Annotated in this window: 23 protein-coding genes; 13 read left to right on the forward strand and 10 right to left on the reverse strand. The window is 38.1% G+C overall.

All coding sequences use genetic code 11. The features are described 5' to 3' along the window. Positions 1 to 123: 123 nt before the first annotated feature. The 4 genes from yhhA to ASF92_RS20565 are packed head-to-tail and all read left to right on the forward strand — an operon-like array spanning position 124 to position 2872. Positions 124 to 309, forward strand: a complete 186-nt coding sequence (gene yhhA, locus ASF92_RS21310; RefSeq protein WP_197413351.1) for a YhhA family cyclophane-containing RiPP — start codon at positions 124 to 126, stop codon at positions 307 to 309. Next, positions 299 to 1447, forward strand: a complete 1149-nt coding sequence (gene yhhB / locus ASF92_RS20555; protein WP_197413352.1) for a cyclophane-forming radical SAM/SPASM peptide maturase YhhB — start codon at positions 299 to 301, stop codon at positions 1445 to 1447. Before yhhA ends, yhhB begins: the two co-directional genes overlap by 11 nt. After that, positions 1440 to 2024, forward strand: a complete 585-nt coding sequence (gene yhhC, locus ASF92_RS20560) for a cyclophane-containing peptide 2OG-Fe(II) oxygenase YhhC (RefSeq protein WP_056097609.1) — start codon at positions 1440 to 1442, stop codon at positions 2022 to 2024. Before yhhB ends, yhhC begins: the two co-directional genes overlap by 8 nt. After that, positions 2021 to 2872 (forward strand): HEXXH motif-containing putative peptide modification protein, encoded by an 852-nt coding sequence (locus tag ASF92_RS20565; RefSeq protein WP_056097610.1) that lies wholly within the window; start codon positions 2021 to 2023, stop codon positions 2870 to 2872. The genes yhhC and ASF92_RS20565 overlap by 4 nt, the downstream gene beginning before the upstream one ends. Here the strand turns inward: ASF92_RS20565 and ASF92_RS20570 are convergent. The 6 genes from ASF92_RS20570 to ASF92_RS20595 form a co-directional block, all read right to left on the reverse strand. After that, positions 2847 to 3614, reverse strand: coding sequence for a hypothetical protein (locus ASF92_RS20570; protein WP_056097611.1), 768 nt, complete (start codon positions 3612 to 3614; stop codon positions 2847 to 2849). The genes ASF92_RS20565 and ASF92_RS20570 overlap by 26 nt on opposite strands. Next, a complete protein-coding gene (locus ASF92_RS20575) occupies positions 3614 to 5020 on the reverse strand; it encodes an AAA family ATPase (protein ID WP_056097612.1) in 1407 nt (468 codons plus the stop codon). The genes ASF92_RS20570 and ASF92_RS20575 overlap by 1 nt, the downstream gene beginning before the upstream one ends. A gap of 653 nt (positions 5021 to 5673) precedes the next feature. Next, positions 5674 to 6228, reverse strand: a complete 555-nt coding sequence (locus tag ASF92_RS20580) for a sce7726 family protein (RefSeq protein WP_056097613.1) — start codon at positions 6226 to 6228, stop codon at positions 5674 to 5676. 85 nt (positions 6229 to 6313) lie between these two features. After that, positions 6314 to 7327, reverse strand: a complete 1014-nt coding sequence (locus ASF92_RS20585) for a beta family protein (RefSeq protein ID WP_056097614.1) — start codon at positions 7325 to 7327, stop codon at positions 6314 to 6316. 415 nt (positions 7328 to 7742) lie between these two features. Then, the gene (locus ASF92_RS20590) at positions 7743 to 8276 is read right to left on the reverse strand and encodes a hypothetical protein (RefSeq protein ID WP_056097615.1); all 534 of its coding nucleotides are present in this window, start codon (positions 8274 to 8276) and stop codon (positions 7743 to 7745) included. Positions 8277 to 8308: 32 nt separating this feature from the next. Further along, positions 8309 to 8542, reverse strand: a complete 234-nt coding sequence (locus tag ASF92_RS20595; protein WP_056097616.1) for a helix-turn-helix transcriptional regulator — start codon at positions 8540 to 8542, stop codon at positions 8309 to 8311. Between the two features lie 1050 nt (positions 8543 to 9592). Here ASF92_RS20595 and ASF92_RS20605 point away from each other — a divergent pair. Together ASF92_RS20605 and ASF92_RS20610 are read left to right on the forward strand one after the other, a co-directional pair. Beyond that, positions 9593 to 10408 carry an RNA polymerase sigma factor gene (locus ASF92_RS20605; RefSeq protein ID WP_056097618.1) on the forward strand — a complete coding sequence of 272 codons (816 nt, stop codon included), beginning with the start codon at positions 9593 to 9595 and terminating at the stop codon, positions 10406 to 10408. A gap of 1 nt (position 10409) precedes the next feature. Then, the gene (locus ASF92_RS20610) at positions 10410 to 11507 is read left to right on the forward strand and encodes a hypothetical protein (protein ID WP_056097619.1); all 1098 of its coding nucleotides are present in this window, start codon (positions 10410 to 10412) and stop codon (positions 11505 to 11507) included. A 529-nt stretch (positions 11508 to 12036) separates the two neighbouring features. Here the strand turns inward: ASF92_RS20610 and ASF92_RS20615 are convergent. Both ASF92_RS20615 and ASF92_RS20620 read right to left on the reverse strand, forming a co-directional pair. Next, positions 12037 to 13008: a DUF5712 family protein gene (locus ASF92_RS20615; RefSeq protein WP_056097620.1), complete on the reverse strand. Its 972-nt coding sequence runs from the start codon at positions 13006 to 13008 to the stop codon at positions 12037 to 12039. A 1-nt stretch (position 13009) separates the two neighbouring features. Further along, positions 13010 to 13558: a BfmA/BtgA family mobilization protein gene (locus ASF92_RS20620; protein WP_056097621.1), complete on the reverse strand. Its 549-nt coding sequence runs from the start codon at positions 13556 to 13558 to the stop codon at positions 13010 to 13012. Between the two features lie 831 nt (positions 13559 to 14389). Here ASF92_RS20620 and ASF92_RS20630 point away from each other — a divergent pair. From ASF92_RS20630 to ASF92_RS20650, 5 genes are all read left to right on the forward strand, one after another. Next, on the forward strand, positions 14390 to 14656 hold the full coding sequence (locus tag ASF92_RS20630; RefSeq protein ID WP_157264016.1) for a hypothetical protein: 267 nt from the start codon (positions 14390 to 14392) through the stop codon (positions 14654 to 14656). A gap of 367 nt (positions 14657 to 15023) precedes the next feature. Continuing rightward, the gene (locus tag ASF92_RS20635; protein ID WP_056097624.1) at positions 15024 to 16061 is read left to right on the forward strand and encodes a CBS domain-containing protein; all 1038 of its coding nucleotides are present in this window, start codon (positions 15024 to 15026) and stop codon (positions 16059 to 16061) included. A 526-nt stretch (positions 16062 to 16587) separates the two neighbouring features. Then, a complete protein-coding gene (locus tag ASF92_RS20640) occupies positions 16588 to 17118 on the forward strand; it encodes a type II toxin-antitoxin system antitoxin SocA domain-containing protein (RefSeq protein WP_056097625.1) in 531 nt (176 codons plus the stop codon). Between the two features lies 1 nt (position 17119). Continuing rightward, entirely contained in the window at positions 17120 to 19177 is a 2058-nt protein-coding gene (locus ASF92_RS20645; protein WP_056097626.1) for a hypothetical protein, read from the forward strand. Positions 19178 to 19598: 421 nt separating this feature from the next. After that, positions 19599 to 19874 carry a hypothetical protein gene (locus tag ASF92_RS20650; RefSeq protein ID WP_056097627.1) on the forward strand — a complete coding sequence of 92 codons (276 nt, stop codon included), beginning with the start codon at positions 19599 to 19601 and terminating at the stop codon, positions 19872 to 19874. On the opposite strand, the gene ASF92_RS20655 is transcribed toward ASF92_RS20650, so the two are convergent. After that, a complete protein-coding gene (locus ASF92_RS20655) occupies positions 19871 to 20617 on the reverse strand; it encodes a hypothetical protein (protein ID WP_056097628.1) in 747 nt (248 codons plus the stop codon). The two genes, ASF92_RS20650 and ASF92_RS20655, sit on opposite strands and share 4 nt — an antisense overlap. Positions 20618 to 20760: 143 nt before the next feature. On the opposite strand from ASF92_RS20655, the gene ASF92_RS20660 reads away from it, so the two are divergent. Then, the gene (locus ASF92_RS20660) at positions 20761 to 21654 is read left to right on the forward strand and encodes a nucleotidyl transferase AbiEii/AbiGii toxin family protein (RefSeq protein ID WP_056097629.1); all 894 of its coding nucleotides are present in this window, start codon (positions 20761 to 20763) and stop codon (positions 21652 to 21654) included. Here ASF92_RS20660 and ASF92_RS20665 read toward each other — a convergent pair. Next, positions 21651 to 22550, reverse strand: a complete 900-nt coding sequence (locus ASF92_RS20665; protein WP_056097631.1) for a hypothetical protein — start codon at positions 22548 to 22550, stop codon at positions 21651 to 21653. The two genes, ASF92_RS20660 and ASF92_RS20665, sit on opposite strands and share 4 nt — an antisense overlap. 661 nt (positions 22551 to 23211) lie before the next feature. Here ASF92_RS20665 and ASF92_RS20670 point away from each other — a divergent pair. Next, a complete protein-coding gene (locus tag ASF92_RS20670) occupies positions 23212 to 24225 on the forward strand; it encodes a hypothetical protein (RefSeq protein WP_056097633.1) in 1014 nt (337 codons plus the stop codon). Positions 24226 to 24289 lie beyond the last annotated feature (64 nt).

The following is a 24289-nucleotide window of genomic DNA, read 5'->3' on the forward strand; positions in this document are numbered from 1 at the left end:
TAAAAATGCTGTACGGTATATATTTTAGCAAAATCCTATACAAAATATTGATAATTAATGATTTGTGAATAATTTAATTTCGGGCTATTTTTTTTTATAACTTTACCCGAAATCAAGCAATATATGGAACAATTGAATATCAGCAATTTAAATACTGAGAAGGTTTTTTTAAAAGAGCCGTTAACGATAGATCCATCCAAAATGGACAATGCTGTATTGAGAAGACTGATCGGTGAGATTGACTTTGAAGGTGCCAATCAGATAAATGCTTATAATAGGACGCACAACCGCCATAACCGTGGTAGATAAAGTCGCTCCAGAAAGCGAAGTGGACACCGTATTAGTGAAGGTAGCAAGCAGATGTAATATTAACTGTACCTACTGCTATGTTTATCATATGGGTGATGATAACTGGTCACGTATGTCCAAGTTTATGGATAGCGGAACCATTGCCGCCATGTGCGGGTCCTTTTCCCAACTTGTTTCCCAGCAGGAAAAGCCCTTTAGTGTGGTTTTACATGGTGGAGAACCCTTTCTTTTGGGTAAACGAAGGTTGTTTGAACTTTTAGAAGCTCTCCGGGAAGTTTTACCAGAACGATACCCGATCAGCATCCAGACCAATGGCATTTTGATTTCAGATGAAATCCTGGATATCTGCTTGCAGTTCCACGCTAGTGTAGCGGTGAGCATTGATGGACCGGAACATATCCATGACCGTTTTAGGGTAGGACATTCCGGAGAGGGAACATTTGCGAAGGTGCTTAGGGGAATAAAAACTTTATCAAAACATCGCGGTGCATCATTTTTAAATGCGGGGTTGCTTGCTGTTATAGACCCCAGTTCTGACCCCTTAGAAATCTATCATTTTTTTAAATCACTAGCAGCACCCAGCGTTGATTTTCTCTGCAAGGACGGAAACCACGATAGGCTTCCCCTTGGAAAGCAGTCTTTGTTTTCTGTAGAATATGGAGACTGGATGGTGCGTTTGATGGATCAATACTTGTCTGATCCTGAACCACTGCCGATACGGGTGCTCGATGATATGATGAAGGTGCTGCTTGGCGGCGCTGTATCAAAAGAGGGAATAGGTTTGACGGATTTCGGGATTCTTATTATCGATACCGATGGTACAGTAATGAAAAATGATACCTTGAAAAGCTCCTATAATGGGGCGGACAGGTTTGAGGAGCCGGTAAATGTTAAAGAAGGATCATTGATTCCTTTTATTCATTCTGAAGGATTTTTGGAATATAAAAAAATGCAGCGTCCGGTGCATGCCCGCTGCCGGTCCTGTCCAAAACTGGATCTTTGTGGTGGCGGAATGATCTTGCACCGATGGAGCGAAAAATCTGGTTTTGATAACCCTTCGGTGTATTGTTCAGATCAGATTTACCTGATTGAGGCGATGCAGAACAGAATTAATAAGTTAATAGAACGGTATGTCTAATCAATCTTTGGCATTGGAAGGAGTAGCATCCGCAACCCAGCCGTTTCCGCATTTTGCTATATCTGCTGTTTTTGAAGAAGGATTTGCAGAAGAGATATTGAAGTGGTTCGAACAGACCGATAAGTGGTTTCTGACCGAGACCAGCTTTTACACGCAATATGAATTCAGTCTGATGGATGGTGAATTGCCTACGAAAATGGATTCCTTACTTGAAGAGCCAATAGTAGAGCGAATCAGAACCCTTTTGATAGAGCACTTCACAGTTTCAAATCTTGATCTGGTTGGTCTTACGGCCCACAAACTTCTTGATGGGCACCGAATGGGTGTTCATAATGATTTTATTGGGAAAAAGGAGAGTCATAGGTTGGTGATCCAGCTAAACCGTGATTGGCAACAGGATCGGGGAGGATTTTTGATGCTCTTTAATTCTAAGAGCCCTCAGGATGTCGCTACAGTCGTGCAGCCGCTTCATAATTCCGCTATCGGATTTGAGATATCTCAAAAGTCCTATCATGCTGTTTCAACTGTGCATGATTTCGAGCGTTATACGCTAGTTTATACTTTCAATGAAGCATGAGCAATATCTTAGATATCAATTTTTTGCTTGAACCCGGAGAAATTCCGTGGAATCCTGTTATTTCGATGCATCTAGCAGAATCGAAGATGCTGGAATTGGGAAATAGAAAAATTTTGATAGGTGATGAATCTTACAGTACACGGTGTGCTTATTTAAAGAAGCGGGCTGTTGAACATATAATCCTAGCTCCGGGCGCGGAATCTCTGCCTTTTTCTTTGGAACTTCCTTCAGGAGATATGGAAAGCTTTTATTTAGAGCATGGCCTTGAATGTCTTACGGAGCGGGAATATATTAAGTTTGATGTTAAGGAAAAATTATTAGCGGCAATGCATTTTGTAAAAAGGGTTCCTCAACTATACGCTACAATTTTGCCTGTTCTTAAATCGCTACAGGCTTTAAGGGTATTTGAACCGGAATATGATATCAGCTATAGTCATCCAGATATCCCTTTTACCATATTTGTATCAGTAGGTTTGGAGAAGACACCATTGGCAGCGCTCCGACTTGCCGAATCTATCATACACGAATCGATGCATCTTTATTTGACGCTATTAGAGGGAAGTGTTCCAATAGTTATTGATAAAACAGTCGAAACCTATTTTTCTCCATGGAGGCAAGAAAAGCGTCCGGTGAAAGGAGTTCTGCATGGTCTTTTTGTTTTTAGTGCCATAAAAGACTTTTATACAAGCCTATCAAATAGGGATATTGCGGAATGCAGGGAATTTGTTGGGGGCCGAATAGCGGATATCAGAAAGGAAATTTCACAGATTTCCTCGTTTTATAAAAATCCCGGGCTGACATTTGAAGGAAAAAAGCTAGCCGTCAATCTAACGCAACACCTGCTTTAGCGATAAAATCAATTGCGGCAGCAGAAAACTTTGCGCTTGGCAATTGTGCGTCCCGTAGAAACTGCTTTGCTTCTGCTACTTGAGCTGGCGTGCAAAATCTATGGGCTTTAATGGTTATTATTCTTGATTTCAGGTCCTGGATCAGTGCTTTGCGAAAATCGTTAAGTGTAGTTCTATCCAAGCCAAGGATGTGGATCGTCTCTTGCCCATAGTCAGTTCTGTATTTAACCATTTCGTCATCAAAATAAATGTGCGCCCGTGGGTCTATGCTTGCGGGATCAATTAAATAAGGGTCTTCAAGGCTTAGGTCATCATTGTGTGTCCTTGCTCGCGCGGAGCCAGCGCGTAAAGGGAACAGGTTTCCTTTGTATCGTGCTCCATTGCATTTGCTGCAACAGAAAAGCAGATTTGTCCAGGTATATCCCAGCCAATAATAACCTGGTTTGACCAATGCCTCCTTCCGTTTTTCCCTGAAGCCCATTTTTGGCCTAAAGTGTTCGACTGTTCCGTCTTCTTCGACCTGATCTTTTTCACAGAAACAGCATTTGTTGAACTGAGCTGCACGGAGAGCGCTTTTTACAGATACATGGCCGTATATTTTGTTCAGAATTTCAAACTCGATAATTAGAGAAGTGTAGCTTCCTGGGCTTGCATCGTAGTCGTTTCGGTTCTGAAGATCAGCGGCTGCCCCCTCAACAGAAAGTCTTAAAGGGATTGCGAGAGGTCTGTTAATCTTAATCATTATTCAAATTTGATTTCTCCGTTCTGTATTTTGTTGTATAGTTCCGAGATATAGTCTCGTTTTTTTATTTCATCTGGATTTTCCCCCACAGGAACTTTTTTTAGCTTTTTTTCAATATCTTCAAGGTAACGGCTATCAGCGTCTGTCAATTTTTTCTTCTGCAAAAGAATTTTTCTGTCTTTTATTAGCTTATCATATTGTATGCCGCGGGCGCTCTCCAGTCCGAAAAGCTCACTGGTCAAGATTTGGTCAACGCGCCAGCCATCAACACCATCCGGCTGGTTTAAGATCTCTACTGCATCTTCGGAATCATTAAACCTGACAACAGCATAGTTATACTCTAAAGCAGTCTGTAGCATTAGAGGGCTATGTGCGGTGGCAATAAATTGTATGTTGGGAAAATGATGTGAGAATTTAGGCATAATCTCGCCTTGCCAGATTGGATGTAGGTGAAGATCAATTTCATCAATAAGCACAATCGCAGGTTCGTTCAAAGGCTTCGAAGATTGTGCCTGATATTTATTGAAAAGTCTCCATGAAAGATCGATGATTACTGACATAATGGTACGGTATCCAAGGCTTAGGTCAGCAAAAGGAATTTTTTTTCCATACTTGGTTGTAACGATTATTCCCCCTTCGGGATCTGACAATAGTACACGTGGAGGCAAAATCTCGAATTTATCAATCTCCTCGAAATCGGGTAAAGTTGAAACAATTATTTCTTTGATATCATCCAATAGTTTAGCGTATTTTAATCTATCTCCTTTCTTCTTAGATGCCAATGAAGCATATCTGATGCTATGCAAGATTTCCTCAGGATCGTAAAGTTCGGTACGCTCGTTGATAAATTGGGGTATGGTATCAAAAAGCCTCGGGTTGCTAAGATTTTGCTTGCCGATAGTCCTTGAAGCACCGTAGCCAAACACAAGAACTTCATCATCATAAAACACATTTTTATTTTCTGCTAGGAAACTTGGCTCGACAAGATCTAATTTACGGTGTTCATTGACGCCGATCTTTATTCCCGTCTCACAGTTGTCGGTTGTTCCGGTTTTTGCTTTTTGTCCAAGGATGCTATTAGCGACAAAATGCCCTCTTATCTCCAAGGTACCTTCTCCTTCATTTTTTCTACTGACCAACTTTTCCAGCACTTCATTTTCCTCATCATTTATCAGTGGAGATGCCACAAATGTTTCACCTACCTCAGTCATGTTATACGGCAATAGGGGTTTCATCCATGCGATGCACTGTAGCAAGGTTGATTTTCCTACACCATTATCTCCAAGTATTAGTGTCCACTTGGAAATGGTTCCATCCTCCTTGCAAAATGAGAGAGATGTTTCTCTTGAATAGGTTTTTATTCCTTTTAGTTCAAGTAGATTGATGTAAAACGGGGTTATCTTCATTGTTAATTTATATCACTCAAGAAAATTCTTCAGCTAGGAACGGTAATTTATGGTTCGTTTGTATTTTACTTTTTGAGCCACTTGACCACTAATGTAGCGAAAACGGATGTAATGAAGTAATTTTATCCTGCACCAAGAATCATAAAGATATAAATCTTTGTAAACCAAGTTTTATTATTGGCAAGTGGACGATTTACTGGAACCAGAGAAAGCTACGGGGATCGATTTGAATGTTTAGAATGAAATGCTGGTTCCTATTGATCCAGATTGTCCTATTGCGCAGTCTTGCCATTAACTTCTTGTTTTCGGCAATAACGTTTGCAAGGTCCCTCACGACAACGCCGCTGGAATTATCATCCAACGCCCGGAAGTCTACAAGTGTAAGATCGAATACATAATCTTAAGGGTTGCCTAGTTTATCGAAATGACTCTCCATTAGTTAAATTGAACTGGTATTCAATCAGATTTGGTGAATTTGCTAGTCGTTTTCTTAAATTGAGAAATATAGTTGCTTGCCAATATTGTGTTTTCTATTTTCTGCTAATTTATTTCCTGCAAACACTAGAATTTAAATCTCCGGTCTCATCCGCCATCTATAACATTAAAATCATTAAGTAAGCTCAAACAAGAAAATCTTAAATCTTACTTAAATTCTAACAATCTTTCCAATTCACTCTTAGTCTAAGCTGTTCTCTGACTAATTCAGATACCTCATTTACCGTGAATTTTTCGGCAAGGGCCTCACATAGCAACCAATTTCGATCTGATTTGTTAAATTTTACTCCACTATTAGCCAGTAGTAGTTGTAATTCACCCTTCCACAAAAGCTTTGCAAGAAAAAATGATTGTTTTTTTTTGTTTATTAATGCTTTTCTAATTAAGGTTGTTTCACCATCTCGATTACAAATAATTATTCCTACCCACTTCGGAGTCATTGTAAGTAATTTATTCTGATATTTTTCCTCCGTAACGATTGATAGGTAGTCAAATACTTTAGTATATGCTTCAACTTGAGACGGAATTCTTTTCAATGTATCACTTGCACTTTTTATTTCAAAGCCATGCATATAACCATTGATCACTGCCATATCTATTCTTGCTTTTGCAACAGGAAGTTCAAGCTCTTCAACAACCTTAGTATTGGAACATTCGTAATAATTTTTTAACAAATTGTTTTTCAGAATGATTCTGATATCAACATCAGTCATAAATCAACTTTTCTTCAAATTTAGCTCATTTTTATTAAAGACGTAGAATCTATTGCTAATAAACCGCCTTACCTTGAATATAAAACTACAAAATACTTTCTAATAATGTTATATGGTGATTCTGGCTTATCTCAACCCATGTCTTCGCGTTACCCGGTTTTAAACGAGGTGGAGGTGAGAGTGATTGAAGAGAAATTGTCTCAATTTTTTGATCTCCCCAACTAAAGGATGAGCCAGAATAGTAAGATGCCAAAACTAATTGCTTTGCAAACTGTATATACTGAGCATTTCCAAGTGGATGGTTTTGCGAGAGTTCACCTCTATAGATAGCAAAGGTCTTAGCCGTCGTGTACTTTATACTGCATGTTCCAGTAAAACTCACATTCGTATAGGTTGGATATTTCGTCCCGTAATCGCCATATCTTAGATTTTTCGGGAGATTTTGCATTGTTAAATAATCCCAGATGTCGTTTTCATAACGCCTTATTATATGAACATGATTTGCAGTAAAAGGTGAAAGATTTTCTGGGAAAGATCCACTCGCAACAACTATCGCATCGAATTTGGAGACATTTATTAAGCCAGATATTAGCGTAGCAACGTTATTAGCTTTCACGGAGAAATTGCTCGCTTGTACATATCCTAGATCTAGTAATAGAATTATTTGTGATTCAGATCTAGAGAAAGTAGTTAAAATGTTTGCAACTTTTGAATTGAGCAAAATCAAATTAGATGGGTTAATTTCTCTTAGACATACTTTAAGATTAAACTGATTTACTAAAGATCTAACAGCGTTAATATACGCAATGGGTGAGTTGGAATCAATAACAGGAATAACATTTATTCCATTTGCGACTGAGTCCTTTATTAGTAATGTTACATCTGGCATTTTAGCTGACAAACTATCGATCAACGAAAAATCTAATAAAACTTCATTATTTGCGAATGACCAATTGTTTTTTAGATGATCTGATACAGAAGTAAAGTTATCTTCGACAACTTGGATGATAGGTGCAGAACTATTTTTAACGTTCTGTGCAAGTTTTTCTAAGGCAATTAATTCGCCAGCTTTCGAAAGCAAAACAGGGTAATATTTCATGAGGGTTAATTTAGGTTTAGTTATTTTCACTAAACTATCAATATTTATGTTCAAATGATGACTAATTATTGTTTTATTGACATAAATCACAATTAATTGATGTCATTAAAAGCAATTTGTACTATAATGGGCTATTATCATGATGCGCAAAACCTAATGCCAATAACTTAATCCTTAGGTTTATGAATGTGCGGTTTCAGATCAGGATGTTTAGGTTTGATTGCTTCCATAATAATTTAAATTAATAAATCATTAGTTTTTGTACCCATATAGGCTCTGTACAAAGCTAATGTAACCAGATCAATTAACTTACGGTTTCCCGTAAAACGGTAGATATATTGGAATAAGGACTACCTTAAGCAAAGGAAAGACTTTGAGGAGTTTATAGGCAGAATGAAATGAGCTTTATCAAAAGTTATTTTCTATCAACATGCGCTACTACATAATAGATATTTCCTCGATCAGTTTCTTCCAGCGCTATACCGACAAATATTTTCTTTTTTCCAACTTTCCACATGTACGCATCAAAGGCCTTTCCGTTCTGCATCTTATCTTGTTTTGGATAACCTCTATCATATTGTGGCACGCCGTAAGTTTTCATAAAATGTTGTTTAAGTAAATCCATTCTATCGAATAGCGCTTCACCAAACTTAGTATTGTCAATGGTAGCGGTATCAATTAGATAAACTTTGTTCAATGCTTTTGAACTGTCAAAGTATGTGCTAACGTTGTATAGGTTCCCGTCTAAATCTACAAGTGAGTCTGGATATAATTGGTTAAATTCTTTTTCAGATATCCCAAACTTCGCTTTACCTATGGCAATTCCTTCCGTTGCCTTAATTAAGCTATCTGGTATAAAATCGGCTTGTTTGTTTTCATTTTGTCGGCATGAAAAAAAGAGTATCGTAACGGAAAAGAAAATTGAAATATAGATCTGCTTATTTTTCATTTATTAGACTTTCAAATTCTTCTAATTGTAAATCACTTTTTAAATACCTCACCTTTACTGCCGCTCCAATCACTTGGATTTAATAAGTCTCTGATATCCAATATCAGGAATTCTGCAATTTTATTAAGGTCTTCGATTGATGGTTGTTGCTTGTTTTGGCACCATCGCGAAATCGTTTCCTCTCTTTTATTAAGGTGTTCGGCCAATGACTTATTAGAAATTTTCTTCTCGGCAAGCACCACTTTTATTCTATTTAAATCAGCCATTCGATTATATTATTGATTTTAATAGTCAATATTTTGATTTTAATAATCAATTAACTATATTTGTTATCAGTTATTTATAGCGACAAACAGAGTCGGGGATAACCTGGCTTTAACGATGTCTCTCATGAAACGAAACCGTCAATTTCCACATGAGCCGATCGTGAGTTCGCCATTTCTATTGGATATTTATATCTTTGATATACTATTCAATAGGGCGAATTTCATGTCAGTCTTTTGTGGAACTCAGATTTATTTCTGAGCGGTTCTTGACGGTACCAGTTTCAAAAGCATTGAGGTTCGCCTTATTGGTTTGCCAATTTGGTTTGCTTTTCTTGCTTCGTAGTACATCGTTTTACATAAAAACAACCGTTTATGAAAACGAAAAAATTAACCGCCGTCAAAATGATTCATTTCCAGGAAGTGATTCGTGATTATTCCCTAAAACTATTATTAAAGAACGTCATTTGTTCTCCATCGTAATACTTGCCAGAATTCCAAGTTAAAATATAGCCCAAAAGAGCAGAGGCTAGTGTGAAGAGAGCGCACAAAGTCCCGGCGGGTTAATTTAGCTTGGTACCAGCCCTTTATTGTTTAGGCAAAGGTGCAGTTACTATGGTTTTTCGCAATCCCAAGGTAAGTATCTTTTTCCTAATAACAAATACGGTTTCCCGTATCCGCATATTTTTATGCGGAAGGGCTGGTTTTTGTAAAATTATTAATGAACATATAAACTCATATGCAACAGCATATGGTGAACCGATAGCATATGGACTTTATGCTTTGAAGCGAAAATCTTATTTAATGATTAAATCAAATCCGGTTAAAAAGTCGTAATGTTTGCTACTCTTTTTGCAGGTGTAGCCAAAATAGCTTACAGGCTTGGTTTTAAGTAAAATTAAATTAATTACTGAACGAACCCATGTTTGAAAAGCTTAACTCAAGGAATATTCTGCCCCATCTCATAGGCCGCCAGATGAAAGATGGGTCTCCCTTTATTTTGTCGTTATCCACTTTAACGAACTGTTTATAAATATTTTAAATGAGACCATCATGGAATCTACGATTCAACATTTCAAGAAAGCCCACGCTATTCATTTCGAAAAATTTCGAAATGGAAACGAAAAGGGCCTTGAGTTTTTCTATAAACTATTATATCCTCGAGCATATTACTATGGGTTCAGGTACATAAAAGATGATGTCAATGCGGGTTGTATCGTAAATGAAGCATTCCTGAGGCTTTGGCTATCCCGAAAAATTATCACCAGCCCTGAGCAAATCGAAACTTTTGTAAGAAAACTAACTACTGACGGCTGCAGGGCTTATTACAAAACCTCTGGCAACAGGTTCAATCGCAACATGCTGCGGCTGGATGAAATTGAAAACTACCAGGACTTTATGGGAAGTTATGATCCCACCATGGAAAACGAACCGGATATTTTTTACCATCATGAGCCTGGGGAAGAAGAGCAAAAACAATGGGAGCGAGTAGAAGCGGTCATCCCTAACCTGGGCCAGGACCAGCAGCTTTTTATCCGGCTCTGCATCAAATACGCCTTTGATTATGGGCGGATGGCCTGGCATATCGGCGGCATCTCCGACTACCAGATCGCAAGAAAAGTAGAGAAAACGCTCGAATGCCTGAAAGCCATCATTGCCGATACCGAAAAACTAGGTAAACTAAAAAAAACCAGCAGGTTCAGCTTCGAAGGGGATGTCAGCGAAGAGCAGTCCACGATTCTTCAGATGCGCTATGAACTCCAGTACAGTTTTAGCGAGATAGCCAGCGCCCTGAACCTGGAGGAGGGATACATTCAGAAGGCATTCGCCGCAGCTTCACTTAAAATCCGGAAAACAAAAATCAGATGATATGGAAAGCAGGAACATAGTCGTTACCCGAAAAATACAGTTGCTGATTGATTCCGAAGATAAGCAGGTCGTCAAACAGGCAATAGATCAGCTGTACAACTGGCAATGGATTTGTTTCCGTGCAGCCAACATGATCATGAGCCATCATTTTGTTCAGGAGCGGGTAAAGGATTTCTTTTACCTGACCGAGGATATTAAACTAAAAATAGCCGATGAAACAAAAGAGGAGAACGGCATACTGAATTCCTCACGCCAGAATACCACATACAGACTGCTGTCCAATCATTTCAAAGGACAAATCCCCACGAATATTTTGAGCAACCTTAACAATACCCTGATAGCTTATTTTAATAAAGAGAAAGATGCCTACTGGAAAGGCGAAAAATCACTTCGCAACTACAAACGCAATATCCCGATGCCTTTTGGTACGGAAGTCATTTCCAAACTCAGCAGAACAGCGGACAACCGGAATTTTAGCTTCAGGCTTTTCCAGATTCCATTTAAAACCTATCTTGGAAAAGACCGGTCGGATAAAAAGACCATGCTCGATAAGGTCATGAGCGGAACCTTAAAACTCCGGACCAGTACCATACAACTAGACAAGGGAAAGATATTCTTACTCGCCGCCATACAAATTGAAAAAGAACAACACTTTCTCGATGCGACCATAATCGCTGAAGCCTCGCTGTCCATAGAACATCCGGTAACCGTTAGAATCGGTAACCACGAACACGCCATCGGCAACAGGGAAGAATTCCTCCACCGAAGGCTGGCCATACAGGCCGCAGTGAACCGGGTCAAAAAAGCAGTTGCCTTTAACAGCGGCGGCCATGGCCGAAAGCGGAAAATGAAAAGCCTGGAAGACTACCGGCATATGGAAAAACGCTACGTGGAACAAAAACTCCACGTCTACAGCAGGATGCTAATTGATTTTTGCTTAAAACACCAGGCCGCAACACTGCTACTGCTCAACCAGCAGGAGAAAGAAGAAATCGCAAAGGAAGACCATTACCTCCTGCAAAACTGGAGCTGCTACAGCCTGAAAGAAAAAATAAGCTACAAGGCAGCAAAAGCAGGCATACAGGTAATCGTGGAATAAGATAAAAAGAGGTTGCTGCCAACCTTAGTTTAAGATGTGAATGTCCCCAGAAGCCGATAAAGCAGCCCATTGTAATGGCAGGCTTCATACTAACAGATAAAATAAGCATTTTACAGGTGAAAAATACTTAAAAAGAATAAGAGGCTGCCTGCACAGCCATAGGGTGAGCAACATTTTGATGCTCACTGACTTTTTTAATAGGGGGTAAGAGCACGCCTTCACAAGCATATTTTAATTCATTATGAGATGAATCTATGGTTAACAGGTTTCAAGGCTTCCCTAAATAAAATCAGATGCAGCGCTCTATTGTAATCCAAAAAACAGAGCAAATAATTTTCGAGGCTGTTTGCAAAGCCATAGGGTGAGGCGTCTTGTACTCAAACCAAGATGTTTAAGACATCATGCAATATGTGGGACTGCTGTATTCCCTAACCAAGCTTCTCCGTATATGCAGAAGGACAAAAACAGAAAGGGTTTGCGGGCCGGGCGTTTTTGCAGGCCGCAAATGTGCGGGGGGGGAAACCTCAGCTTATCGCCCAAGCCCTTGATCCTGCTGCGCTTGCAATCGGCGCCTTTTCCGTTCAGCATCCTCAACCGGATTCACGTCCGGTTCTGCCGGATGCGAGGGTTCTAAGAGCGCTTCAATAAAGCTACTAACAGATTGCCCGGTTTCCTTTACCATATCCGCAACTGAAAGAAAGCGGCCATCGGAAACATTTCTAGCCTGCGCATTAATCCGCTCTAAACTATCCCGCTGCCCCGATGAGCGTTCCAGGATATCCATTTGTTCTTTTTGCAAAAGGCTACCGTTCTTATGGACATTGGCATAAGCAAAAGCATCCTTTAATTCCCTGTCAAAACCAAAAAGCTTGTCAAAAATCACCTCCCCGGATTGCTTAAAAGCCACACGGTTAAACTGCCCGAGTTTCCTGGAATGGGCTTCATTCTTTCCCTTTGAGTTGTTCATCGGGCTCAGCTTGATTTTGTTGCTGGCATCCTTTCGGCTTACGATAATCTGAATGTGCATCTGGTCGCCTTCTTTGCGTTCACCACGTTTCCGCTCACCATTCAACACTTCCTTATCCTTAAAACTGTAATAGCGATGGTGTTCTATCTTACCAAACCACATCAGGTCTTTGGCGGAACTGATGCCTTCACGCTTGAAATTTCTCGCATATTCGTCCATTACCTTTTCTGCATATTTCCTCAGCTGTTGATTCATCTCCTTTTTACCATAGCGCTCTTCAAGATATTTCAGTTCCTTTTGGCTGGGGCTGATGTTAACCAGGAAAAACTTTGCATTGGCCTTGCAGAGCTTTGCGATGTTACCATCAAGGGCGCTACGAACCTCATAGGACTCAATCCTTTTTCCGCTATGATTGAACCAAAGCTCCAGGTCTTTTTTCTCATCAATCCTGTTCTCCTTTTCAAGGTAGTGTACCAGTTCCCTGCTGCTGCCCCTATTGTTCGAGCTCGCGCTATCGGTAATATTGATGTACATATTAAAGCAGTTCTATTTGCCTTCGTGTCTGTTCGGCCAGTTCTTCTTTTTCCCTTGCTGAAGTCATCATCCCCATACTTTCCCTTTCCCTGATGTAGCTATTTAGTATCAGCATAACACTCTTTTTCAGCCTTTCTTTACTCCCCATCTTCAGCTCAATATTATAAGCCACCTCTTTCAAAGCGGACAAACTCTTCGCCTGTGCCGACTGGTTTTCAAGCAGCTCCTCATTACGCTTTAATACCTCAACATTGAAGCGGTCAATTATCATCTTCATCGCTTCAATCATCCTCGCCGAATCCCGTTTGATGGGAATAAGGAGCTCCTTCTCCTGAACCTTAATAAAGCCGATGTACTCCTTCTGACCTTTTAGGATGGTATTTTTCAGCAATTCATCATTAAGGTCAGTCGGGTCTTTTTTGCTCCGGTAGAAATAGTCGAGCATCTGCGAGAAAAGCAGCCGCTTGGACCTGCCCAGTTTTAAAGCAATCTTTTCAAATTTCACATCATCCTGAATAGAATATTTTACCGTTCTCAATATCTCCTTCATAAACAAATCAATTCTTAGCTAAACATTACACCCTTATGGGAATTCCAATTTCCCCATTCATCATACTTAAAAACAGACGAGAACCCCTGGAGGGTTCTCGAAACCCCCATTGCGAAGCATGGGGCAAGCAAAGTAGGGCGTAGCCCAACTTCCGCTTGCTCCTTTTTCTGAAAATGAAAAAGGACATTTATGCAAAATGCCAAACCCCTCAACCGTTAACCCTAAGTCCCACCAGGGTAATGCGGCTGGCCTGGCCGGGATGATAGGGTGGTTCACACTCAGTGAGTTCCTGTTTTTTATAATCACACATGCATTCATGATAGGTAGCGAAGGATCGGAAAACCGCATACTTCATCATTTCCCTGCATCAAACAGTTGAGCCGTGAACCGTAAAGGCATTCATTTTTTTATTAAACCTAAATTGCCATAAAGCCTAAATTTTTTATATAATTTTTATTGCCTAAATCTTGTCTCGATTCACCGCGATACAAAGTTTTAGAATTGGAAAAGATGAATAAGGGTATTGTCTTAGGGATACCTAGTGATTTAAGTAATTTATATTGATTCGAAACCAGGTTTATTATTCGCGAGGAATCAAGCGTTATAAGTATTGCAAAGTATGAAGCCACAGTGGAGGGAATTTGCACCTTCCAATTGTTATTCGGATTATATAGGATGAAATTAATTTCGTTCGTTGAATACCAGGAATTTGTATTTGCGCTAATTCAACTGAATCAAAAGTTGATACCGGTAACGATTGGAATATTGTCAGAATGTGCAGCGTTTACCAGAAACCATCTAGTTGCCCCGTAGAATATTGCAATTAAAGGATTGAGCGCAGGTAACCTAACCCTAGAACATGCAATGGTTACTGCAGCAGGGTTTATTATGTCCATTTATTCAAAAGCACATTCGTATATCTTGGAAAAAGAGAAATTGAAGGAACAAATTGTCGTTAATGTTTTGGATGCCTTATGTATGCGCTACGAGCGAGCGATAGTTAATGAAAAGCTTACCGAAAATTTATCTAAAATGCTGTTGATAGTAAAGAACCGTAGCAAAGTTTTACAGTTGATTACCGAATACTTTGAATCATAACAATAATAATTGAGTTAACCTTTTTAGTCATAAAATTCCAGATATATTCATACCAAAAATGAAGTTATTTTGAAGTTGCCTCCATAGTAAAACATCCATCTTATAAATGGCTGAATTATAATTACTTAATGACTTATTTTCGTAAGCCACTGTAAATCAATGCTCTTTCATTGTGATTTATCAGAGATATCAACGGTATCCTTTGAAATTCCCCCTAACACCTCCAAAAACCTCATTAAGTGTTCTAAGTATTCACCATCCCCGCTAAAGTATTCTAGTTCGTTTTTTCATAATTAATTTAAATTTTAGAAAAATTCCAAGGCTCGTGAGGATATTGTATATATTGTCAAGGAAAACAAAATTCTAAATGACGCAACCACATAAAAGCTTTGAACAGATTCTCGCAGAAGTTCAAAAAACACATAAGCCAATTAGAACTTATCCATCTGTCGCCACACAGTATTTAGGTGTTGCACGACGTGGATGGCGTGTAGTACAAGAAATCAATAAGTTACTTGAACGTTATGAAGTGATATGTGAGCCTGATTTTGCAAGTGCATGGTTTTATGGCGAAATTGAAATAAAGCCTAAGCAAAAAATCAGCGCAGGAAAAACCGACGAAAGCTATGATGTAGCAGACCCAACACCAAGATTGGGAAATCTTGATGCAGCAAACCTTTTTAAGCTGCAAGAAGCTGGAAAGGGAAATGGGCTAATATCGGTTACACGCGACAGTACAATCCAGGAAGCGACAACTTTAATGATACTTCATAAATTTTCCCAATTACCAATAATGAACGGTCCTAGAGATGTAGAGGGCGTTATCAGTTGGAGGTCGATTGGTAAGGCATTATCATTGGGAAAGCAATGTGTGACGGTTAGTGATTGTAAAGATTCGATTACCGTATTGGATTATGAAGAACCGCTTTTTAACGCTGTAAAATTTATACTTGATGAGGAAGTCGTTTTGGTAAAGCAAAAAGACAGAACAATATGTGGAATAGTTACCGCTACTGATATTGGAGAAAAATTTATATCAATGGCCGAGCCATTCCTTTTTATTGAACAAATAGAAAATCATATCAGAAGACTGCTTGATCGCAAATTTACACCTGAGGATATTAATATCTTTACAACTGGGCATCAGGAAAAACCTAAGGAGATAAAAAGTCTTTCAGATTTAACCTTCGGACAATATGTAAGGTTGATTGAAGACCCAAAGAAGTTCGAGAAACTCAAACTAAATGTTGACAGGGGGCTGTTGGCTAAACAATTAGAGCAGGTTCGAAAAATCAGGAATGATGTCATGCACTTCAATCCCGATGCAATCAGCCCCCAAAGTCTCGAGTTGTTGAGGCAAACCGTACACTTTTTTCATACGCTAACCTCGACACTTAAGGAATAGTATACTTCAAAACTCAAAAAGTATCCTATGCTTTTTAATGGACAAATCGGATTGCTTAATCTAAAAAATGACTTTTTCAGGTCGTTTTTAATACTTTTTTATAATCATACTTATGACCCTTTTCTGCCTCTTGCAGGGCAATGGGGTCATTCTTGAGCTGAACCTTTAGCTAAATATCTACCGGGGTATGAAACGTGAACTTTATTGCCAGTTCTGTATTGAAAGCTCGCTGACCTTTGAGGTATTTATTCAAGATTAAAATTCAGCCATTGGATGTCTGAAAGTAAGTAAAATCTATAAATTAATCTTGGGGTTTTATAGTGTATAGTTCAAAATTGTCCACAATCAAGGTTTATTATTTTTTTGCTAAAAATTATAGCAAAAAATCCCTAGCTTTACATTCTCTGCAAATCGAATACTAACTACTCACGCTAAACTTTTAGGTATTTAGGGTGTTGATAACTTGGGGGCAGGAATTGTGGTTTAATTTGGAAACATTCTATCTTTACTTAAACAACCTTAACTGATGAGTAAACTGACTGCCTTTGATTATTTCGTAAATCAAATTGTTGATTGGTATGTTGAGCAGGGTGGTGATTTGGAAAATAACGACCTTTCCAAGCTAAAGCTCACCAAACTACTGTTTTTCACATGCGCTGCATCTACAGATCCAGAGAATCCAGCCCTTTTGGAAACTTTCGATAATTTTTATGCATTGCCGTACGGTCATGTAGAAAGCGACATTCAGGATCAAATGGAAAACTCACTTTTTTTCAACATTACCAAAACCACGTTATATTCCAAACCTGGCACAGGTGAATATCAGGTGCAGGATGTAACGCAGGATGTACAAGATCAAATCAGTGGGGCAGTAGCGATATTGAAATTTGTTAATGCGGATTTAGTCAGAATGGGCGCCTTCGACCTGGTAGATTTGAGCCACCGCTGGCAATCCTGGAAGAGTGTTTTTTCTCTAGCACAGCAGTACGGAAAATATTCCATGAAAATACCGAGGGAAATGATAATGAACGAGCCTAAAATCTTCTGGTTGAATTGACATGCATCATCTGGATAAAGTACTCTCTCAATTGCAGTCTGACTTCCACGCAGGTTGGGCAATACCATTAACGACCGCAATCGCGGTAGATGACATCAACAGTGATCAGAATAAGTTAGACGCCCAGCTTGCTATTTTAAATATCTTAAACGCAGCTTCGAACAAGTTTTATAAGGAACTTAATTTCTCGATAATTACAGGTGAGTATCTTGGAGATTTGACTGATGCGGATGCGAAAATAGTTGCCATTGATACTTTTATCGTCTCACTGGTCGGATTTGATGTTCCAGGCTTTCCAAATATGCTTGTTCTTTACCAACAGACTTTTAGCGAAGGATTTCTTCAACCCATAAGAAACAGCCTTCAGCAATACAAGTCTTTGCTCAAACATGTCGAAAGACATATCACACACCAGCCGGGATCCAGTATGATCTTTCACGAACTGGATGAAAACAGAACAGTAAGAAGCAGGATGGTCAGCGTGGCCATAACGCTGGCTGAACTGTTCCAGATCAATGTGACTGTTTCTGAGATTGATCACCGGTTGAGTTACGATAAAACTACCTTCAAAAGTCTGCTTTTAAGCTTGCATCAGCTTAATAAACCTATATTCGCGGGGCCGGACCTAGAACTAATTAAAGTGAAATGTGAATTCTTGCTTTACAAACTTTCTTTCAGGCTGCACCAGTCAAAAAAGAAGTTTGATTACGTTATTGATTTCAATTATAAAACAGTTAAGCTGAAGGAGGTTACGCAATTTTCCAAATATAACGAGATCATTAAAGGTCATTATGGAAAAAATGTGGCGATTCCAGCTTTCAATTCACGATCGACGGCTGCAAAAATTAAGAATGGAAACGCTCCGGGAATACTAAATCTTGACGAATATCATGCGCTGACTAAAAGATATAAAGATGTGGAACGGGACATTCCAGCGTTATTAGATCTGAAATCCAAGTACAGTTTGCTTTACGACCAGTTGATGGTTCAGCCGCTGAGCAGTTTTGACAAACGGGCCTATGATATTGCCTTTTGTTATATAGAAAACAACTTGTTTTCATTGGAACTTAAGCAAAAGCAAATCAACCTAAGCAACTGGGAGGCGAAATTAAAATCTTACACCAGTCGCGCGAACTCCCTCAATAACAGTAATTTTTTTCCTTACTACAAAATTATCAAAGAATTTTTGGACCCGGAAATTGAACGCCAGTTCAAGCAAAACGATGAAAAAAGCTTATTAATAGTTAAAAATTTAAAAGAAAAATATAAGGAAAATCTGGATCTATTGATCTTGAACACAGAAATCTGTGAGGAAACCGAATATCTTGCTTTCCAAGCCGATTACCAGACAGCATTAACAGACGTCACAGACAGTTTAGGCAACACCTATAAGTGTTTCGTTTCGTCAGCTTTTGTGCTACCTTTAGAATACACAGAATACAAGGATGAATTGGAAACCTTTAAGTCCAGGCTTACCAAATACAATGCAATGTATGACGTTCAGGAATTACTTCAGAATGACCACAAGGATATCCAGGTTGTCAAAGAAGAGATTGAAAAAACTGACAAACGGCACATAGAGATACTTTCGATATTCGCAGCGCTGGTCATGTTTGTCTCTGGTGAAATACAGATCTTCTCGAAGCTGGTTGATATGCGTGACGCAGTAACATTCACCCTGTTTTTTGCTTACGGGCTGGGTCTGTTCGTATTGATGATCTGGTTCATTACCAGGCCAAAAGGACTCAAACGGTCATCATTTTCATCCATGCACTACTTTATCATCTGTATATTTTTTATCGGCATGGTATCGGGGATATGGTTCGTCAATAAAAGTGACCCTCCAAAAACTAAGTCACAAGTAAAGATTGATTCACTAAACAATGCGATACAAATCCTCCGGAAACAAAGAACGATAGATTCTCTTAACGCTCAAAGGGCCAAGCCAGTAAAGACGCAGTCTCAGCCGGCAGGGAAAAAAAATGCAAAGAATAAGCGTGTCCGAACGAAAGGGAAATCTGGAAATTCTCAAGCAGGGCTGCAGCCAGATAGCATATGAAGAAAATCAGGCAATATGTCTGAATATTATTGTCTACGTATTTCGAATTAGTTGAAGTCTATCAAAAAGCATCTTTTGAAACCTCGTTAGGTTGCCTACAGATAGCAAAAAAATGATAAGACTAATAAACGAAGATATGATTCTATTTTAATTGGAATTAATGAGTAAATTTAAAACTCCAAATCAACGATTCTACACAAATCAGACAGTAAATATTTCGTGATTTACATATTTCTCACCAGAGTCGCGGGAAATAGTGGATAATATTGCATTAAAAACCATTTGTTTGCAAGGAGTTTATAATCAGTCCTTAAAAGATCCTGTTATTATACACTCAGCCATTACTCAGTCATCCTAAAATAAATGTTGGATTTCTTATGCTATTGAAAATTTATATCTTAGGTTATTAATCAATAATCAAATGGAGACTATATTGCTGCAATCCATTACGGTGGATGAATTTTTCGAAAAAATGAGGTCGATCATCAAAGAGGAACTCAAAAGTGCGCTACAACAGGATCAATTATTGACAAAAGAAGGAGCACTGAAAATAACAGGAGCAAGCAATGCCGTTTTTTTAAAGGCAATCAATGACGGGATAGTCAAGCCACAATTGGTCAAGGGCAGAAAAAAGGCAATGTATCTGGAGTCGGAAGTGCTTAAGATACAAGTCCGCCGAAGGAGGGCCGAGCATTAAAGTTGATATCTTTCTTCGTCCTTTACGGGAATGAAATTTGATTTTTTGCTGGTCAATAGTTCAAGTTCCTTGTTGGCGTAATTGAAATTTTCGCACCATTTTTTAGTTCGCGACTTTATTTCGCTTTTCATGTATTTTGAAAAGTGATATTCAAATTTGACCATGGCATAATTTCCCTTGTATATATCTATGTACTCTTCCAGTTTATATTCAAAAAACTCTTCTTCCAATCGTTTTAGATCTTCCTTGATGATCTCAGCCGAAGGTCTGGGTGGATTGGAAGTGTTGATGTCAGATAGTTCTTCTTCTAGCAGGTAAGGCCTGTTCTTGTGTTGCTTTTTATTTGATAGGGCAGAGGCTATCTTTTTGTTGAAATTTTCCTTATCTACTTTGAGTTCCATGTACCTTTTAAGGTTAATGTTCCTTGCTTTCAGGTCTTTAGCCAAGGCTTGGATATCGGCCTTGTTATAATAATGTGATTTCCCCTTAATGAAGAAATTGCTGAATCCAAACTCCTCTCGTATGAATTTACTAGCGCCATAAAAAACATCTTTGAAATGCTTATCCAGCTCATGCTCTGTTAACCATCCATCGCTTTGCTTTTGCAGTTTTTTAAACTCATCCGCAGCCTTGTCCAATACCGTGGATGATAGCTGTTTGCTTTTAGGAAGGTCCGTTGTGCCCACCAATTTTACTAGCGCCACTCTTAATTCCTTCAGTTCGTCAAGTATTTGTTTCTCCATAATTAAAATTAAATATAAAAATAGCATTGCCCTACTCTCGGCTAATTTTTTGAAATATATCTTGAAGAAAGAGTTAATAGATTCTTTGTGCGAACATAATCCTATCTTTACAGGTGAAGCCTTAATGACTCTTCCGAATTTATATGGCGAACAAACTTGATTTAGACCTTATTAACAAAATAAAGAAAATTGTAATCACATCGCTGGTTTCAGATGATGATTTGTATGAATTATTGATCCTCAAGGGAGGAAATGCTATTAGCCTAGGTTATGGTCTAGAAGACCGTGCATCTTACGATTTAGATTATTCGTTGGAAGAGGATTTTCCCGATAGGGATCAAGTTGCGTCTAGAATAGAAGAGCTATTAGTTGAAGGTTTTGCCTTAAATGGTTATATATGCTTTGATTACGAATTTATAGACAGGCCTAAAACACAGACTCAGAACTTTGGGTTCTGGGGTGGCTATAATATTCTTTTCAAACTTGTGGAAGAGAAGAAATTTAAAGAGATTAATGGGGATTTGAGTTTGGCCAGATCAAAGTTTGCATTGCCTTTAAGTCAGGGTGGTTCTCCTAAGTTTAGCATCGATATCAGTAAGTTTGAATATTTAGGAGGCCATGTTGTAACTAGGGAAATCGACTACATCCAATATCAGTTGTATGCTCCAGAGCTGATTGTCGCCGAAAAAATCAGGGCACTTTGTCAGAAATTGCCCGAGTATACCACCGATATTTTACAGCAAAGTAAACCTGAAAAGGATCGTGCTAGGTCGCGTGATTTTTATGATATTTATATACTTACGCAATACGCTCCGTTTGATGCATCATCATCATCTTTTAAGGAAGTGTTAGGGAATGTTTTTGACGCCAAAAAAGTGCCCCATACTTACCTGAAAAAAATAAGGGCGATGAAAGATATCCATAGACTGGATTTTGAGGGACTGATCGATACACTTAAGGACGAAGATGTTAAAAAGAATGGATTTGATTTTTACTTCGATTACGTTTTAGACCTGTTCGAAAATGTATTGGATTAGCGAAGTCCTTTTGGATAATAAATATTCCAGTCTTCTGAAAACTCCATTTCCTGCATATTGTATCCAAGGTAAAATTTATATTCTCCGATAAGTTCCCTGAATTTTTCTAATTGTTGCTCTTTAAATGCGCCTGATTTTTCCATATAGAAACCTATTGCTTGGTGATAAGGATAAATAAAGTCCATTCTTTTGAGATAGCTTAATAGTTTGTTGACAGATATTTTACCGTTTTCCCCTGCATTTTGGTATGCTTTGAGGACTTCAAATATTCCTCCGGAATAGGAGGGTCTAACTGTCATGTCAATTAGAGTTCTCTCAATATCTGTTACACGCAAGTTTCTAGCTGAACCTATAGATTTTACACCCAAGTTGCCAGTTGACTTGCCTCTAAGTAATACGATTTTAATACCTTCCCAATCTGCTATTGCCTCTGACGTTCGTTGTGGCTTTTTAAAAGCTTTGTCAATATTTTCTTGGATTAACCCACGTCTAGCTATCTCCGGCACAATTTCGTGCTTAGCTGATTGCTCGGCTGTCACATATATAGTCTTTGGTATTTGTTCAGTAAGACCATTCATACTTGAGGCTGTAAAATGAGATAGATAGGCTTTATTAAATGATGCAGATGCAATCTCTTCAGGTGTTGCATTTCCATACATGAACAGCCTCCTAGATTCAACACTTGCAAAGTTCAGTTCGATTTCTCGAAAATCAGTTTTCTCAATAAGTTGCATTAAGAATTTATCGGTTGTCATCGATTGGGGTAATCGCCATGACTGCTTTCCATCTTCAAATATCCCCTCAATTTCTGAATAGGTGAATATGTTTTTGTTGCTATCGGTAAATTGCTTAACGATGCTTTTTAAGGAAGTCGTAAATCGTGAAATACCAGCCATTTTTTATATTTTACAAAAAGTATATATACTTTTTGTATTTCAAAGTTAATGATTTAAAATGACATTGTCAAGAGGGGATTAAAGATAATAGGTATTTATTTTATTTAAAGATAGTAAGGTATATATACCTTACTATCAAAGTTACAACATTTTTTTTGAAAAATCAGGGGTACCCTGTGAAATTTTTAAAAAAAATATAAAGACGGAAATTAAGACTGATCTATGGTAATTAAGTAGGAAGTAAATATCTGGAGACCCTTCAATTAGAAATCCTGCTGTGAGTTACGTAGAAGGAGATTCTACATTTATTGTCAACTACCAAAAGTATATATACTTTTGGTATTACAAAGTTAATGATTTAAAATGACAATGTCAAGTTAGCTAGGGATAAGAATGGAAACAATTTGGAGTTTGTTGAGGATATTACTTACTATGATAACAAAGTATATATACTTTGTTATCTGCAATATACAAAGAATATATAAGATTTTGCATATTATATATATAATATGACTTAATGAACGTAAAGGCTTTTCTCGGAATTAGGGTAGGGCAACGGGTGAGTGCTTTTGGTTTCCTCAATTAGCATTTTCAATTGACCTCGAAGGCTTCTTCTTGCAGAAGCACATTACTATCTTTGTATCTCTAAAATCAATATAGTATGACGCCTACGAGGATTTCTTTTGAAAAGTGGTTTGAACGACAATATGCATCTATGGAGCTTTGCTTTTTATGTGGAAAAACTCTAACAAAAGATAATTCTACCAAGGAGCATATTTTCCCACAATGGATACTTAACAAATTCGACCTATGGGACAAAAGTATTACATTATTAAATGGTATTAGGTATGATTATAAACGAAGTATCATACCTTGCTGTAACGTTTGTAATAACGAACATCTTTCCAAACTAGAGTCAATTATTAAAAACGGGGTAGAAAAAGGCTACCAATTCTTTAAAGAGAATGTTCCTTTAATTGCTATTTACCAATGGTGTCAATTAATCTTTTATAAATGGCTTTATAAAGAGACCTTTTTTAAGGAAAATGTTAAAGACCCTCATTCTGAAAAAATAGTTAGGAAAGAAAACTTTGAATCAATGAGTTTGAATCATTTATTGCTTAGAAGTATTGATAAACGTATAAAGTTTGAAAATTTTTTTCCTGGATCAATCTTTATTTGTCATCTGAAAACGGGCCAAAATGCTTCAGACAACTTCGATTACCTTGATGCGGTACCCGAACAATGCATAATGTTACGATTAGGTGAGATAGGGATTGTAGTTATGTTGGCAGATTCCGAAATTCAGAAATATGTATTTGCTGACCAATATAGAGTGTACTTGAGCAATATTTTGGCTCCAATACAGCTGAAAAATTTATTTATCCAATGTATGTATAGGCAACATTTATTTAATGATCCTTATAGCTTCGAACTAAAAGACATAACAGATGATTCCTTGACCATATCTCAGATACCTAAAGAAAATTTTACAGGTGACGTCTACACAGAATGGCTACACACGGATTATGCTATATTACTTAATCAGGTATTTGGTGGAGGAATGCATAACTATCTCGTGGAAAAAGGAATTCCAAGTTTTTTATTTGACAAAGATGGTAATTTTAAAGATAGAGCTTTCGATAGTGATGGGACTATATTACCTAACGAATAACCATTTTTAATGTCGTAAAGTTAAATTTGTATTTGGTGCCTAAGCTCCGTTTAGAATAGACTGG

The organism is Pedobacter sp. Leaf176, from assembly GCF_001424305.1.
Lineage (GTDB): Bacteria > Bacteroidota > Bacteroidia > Sphingobacteriales > Sphingobacteriaceae > Pedobacter.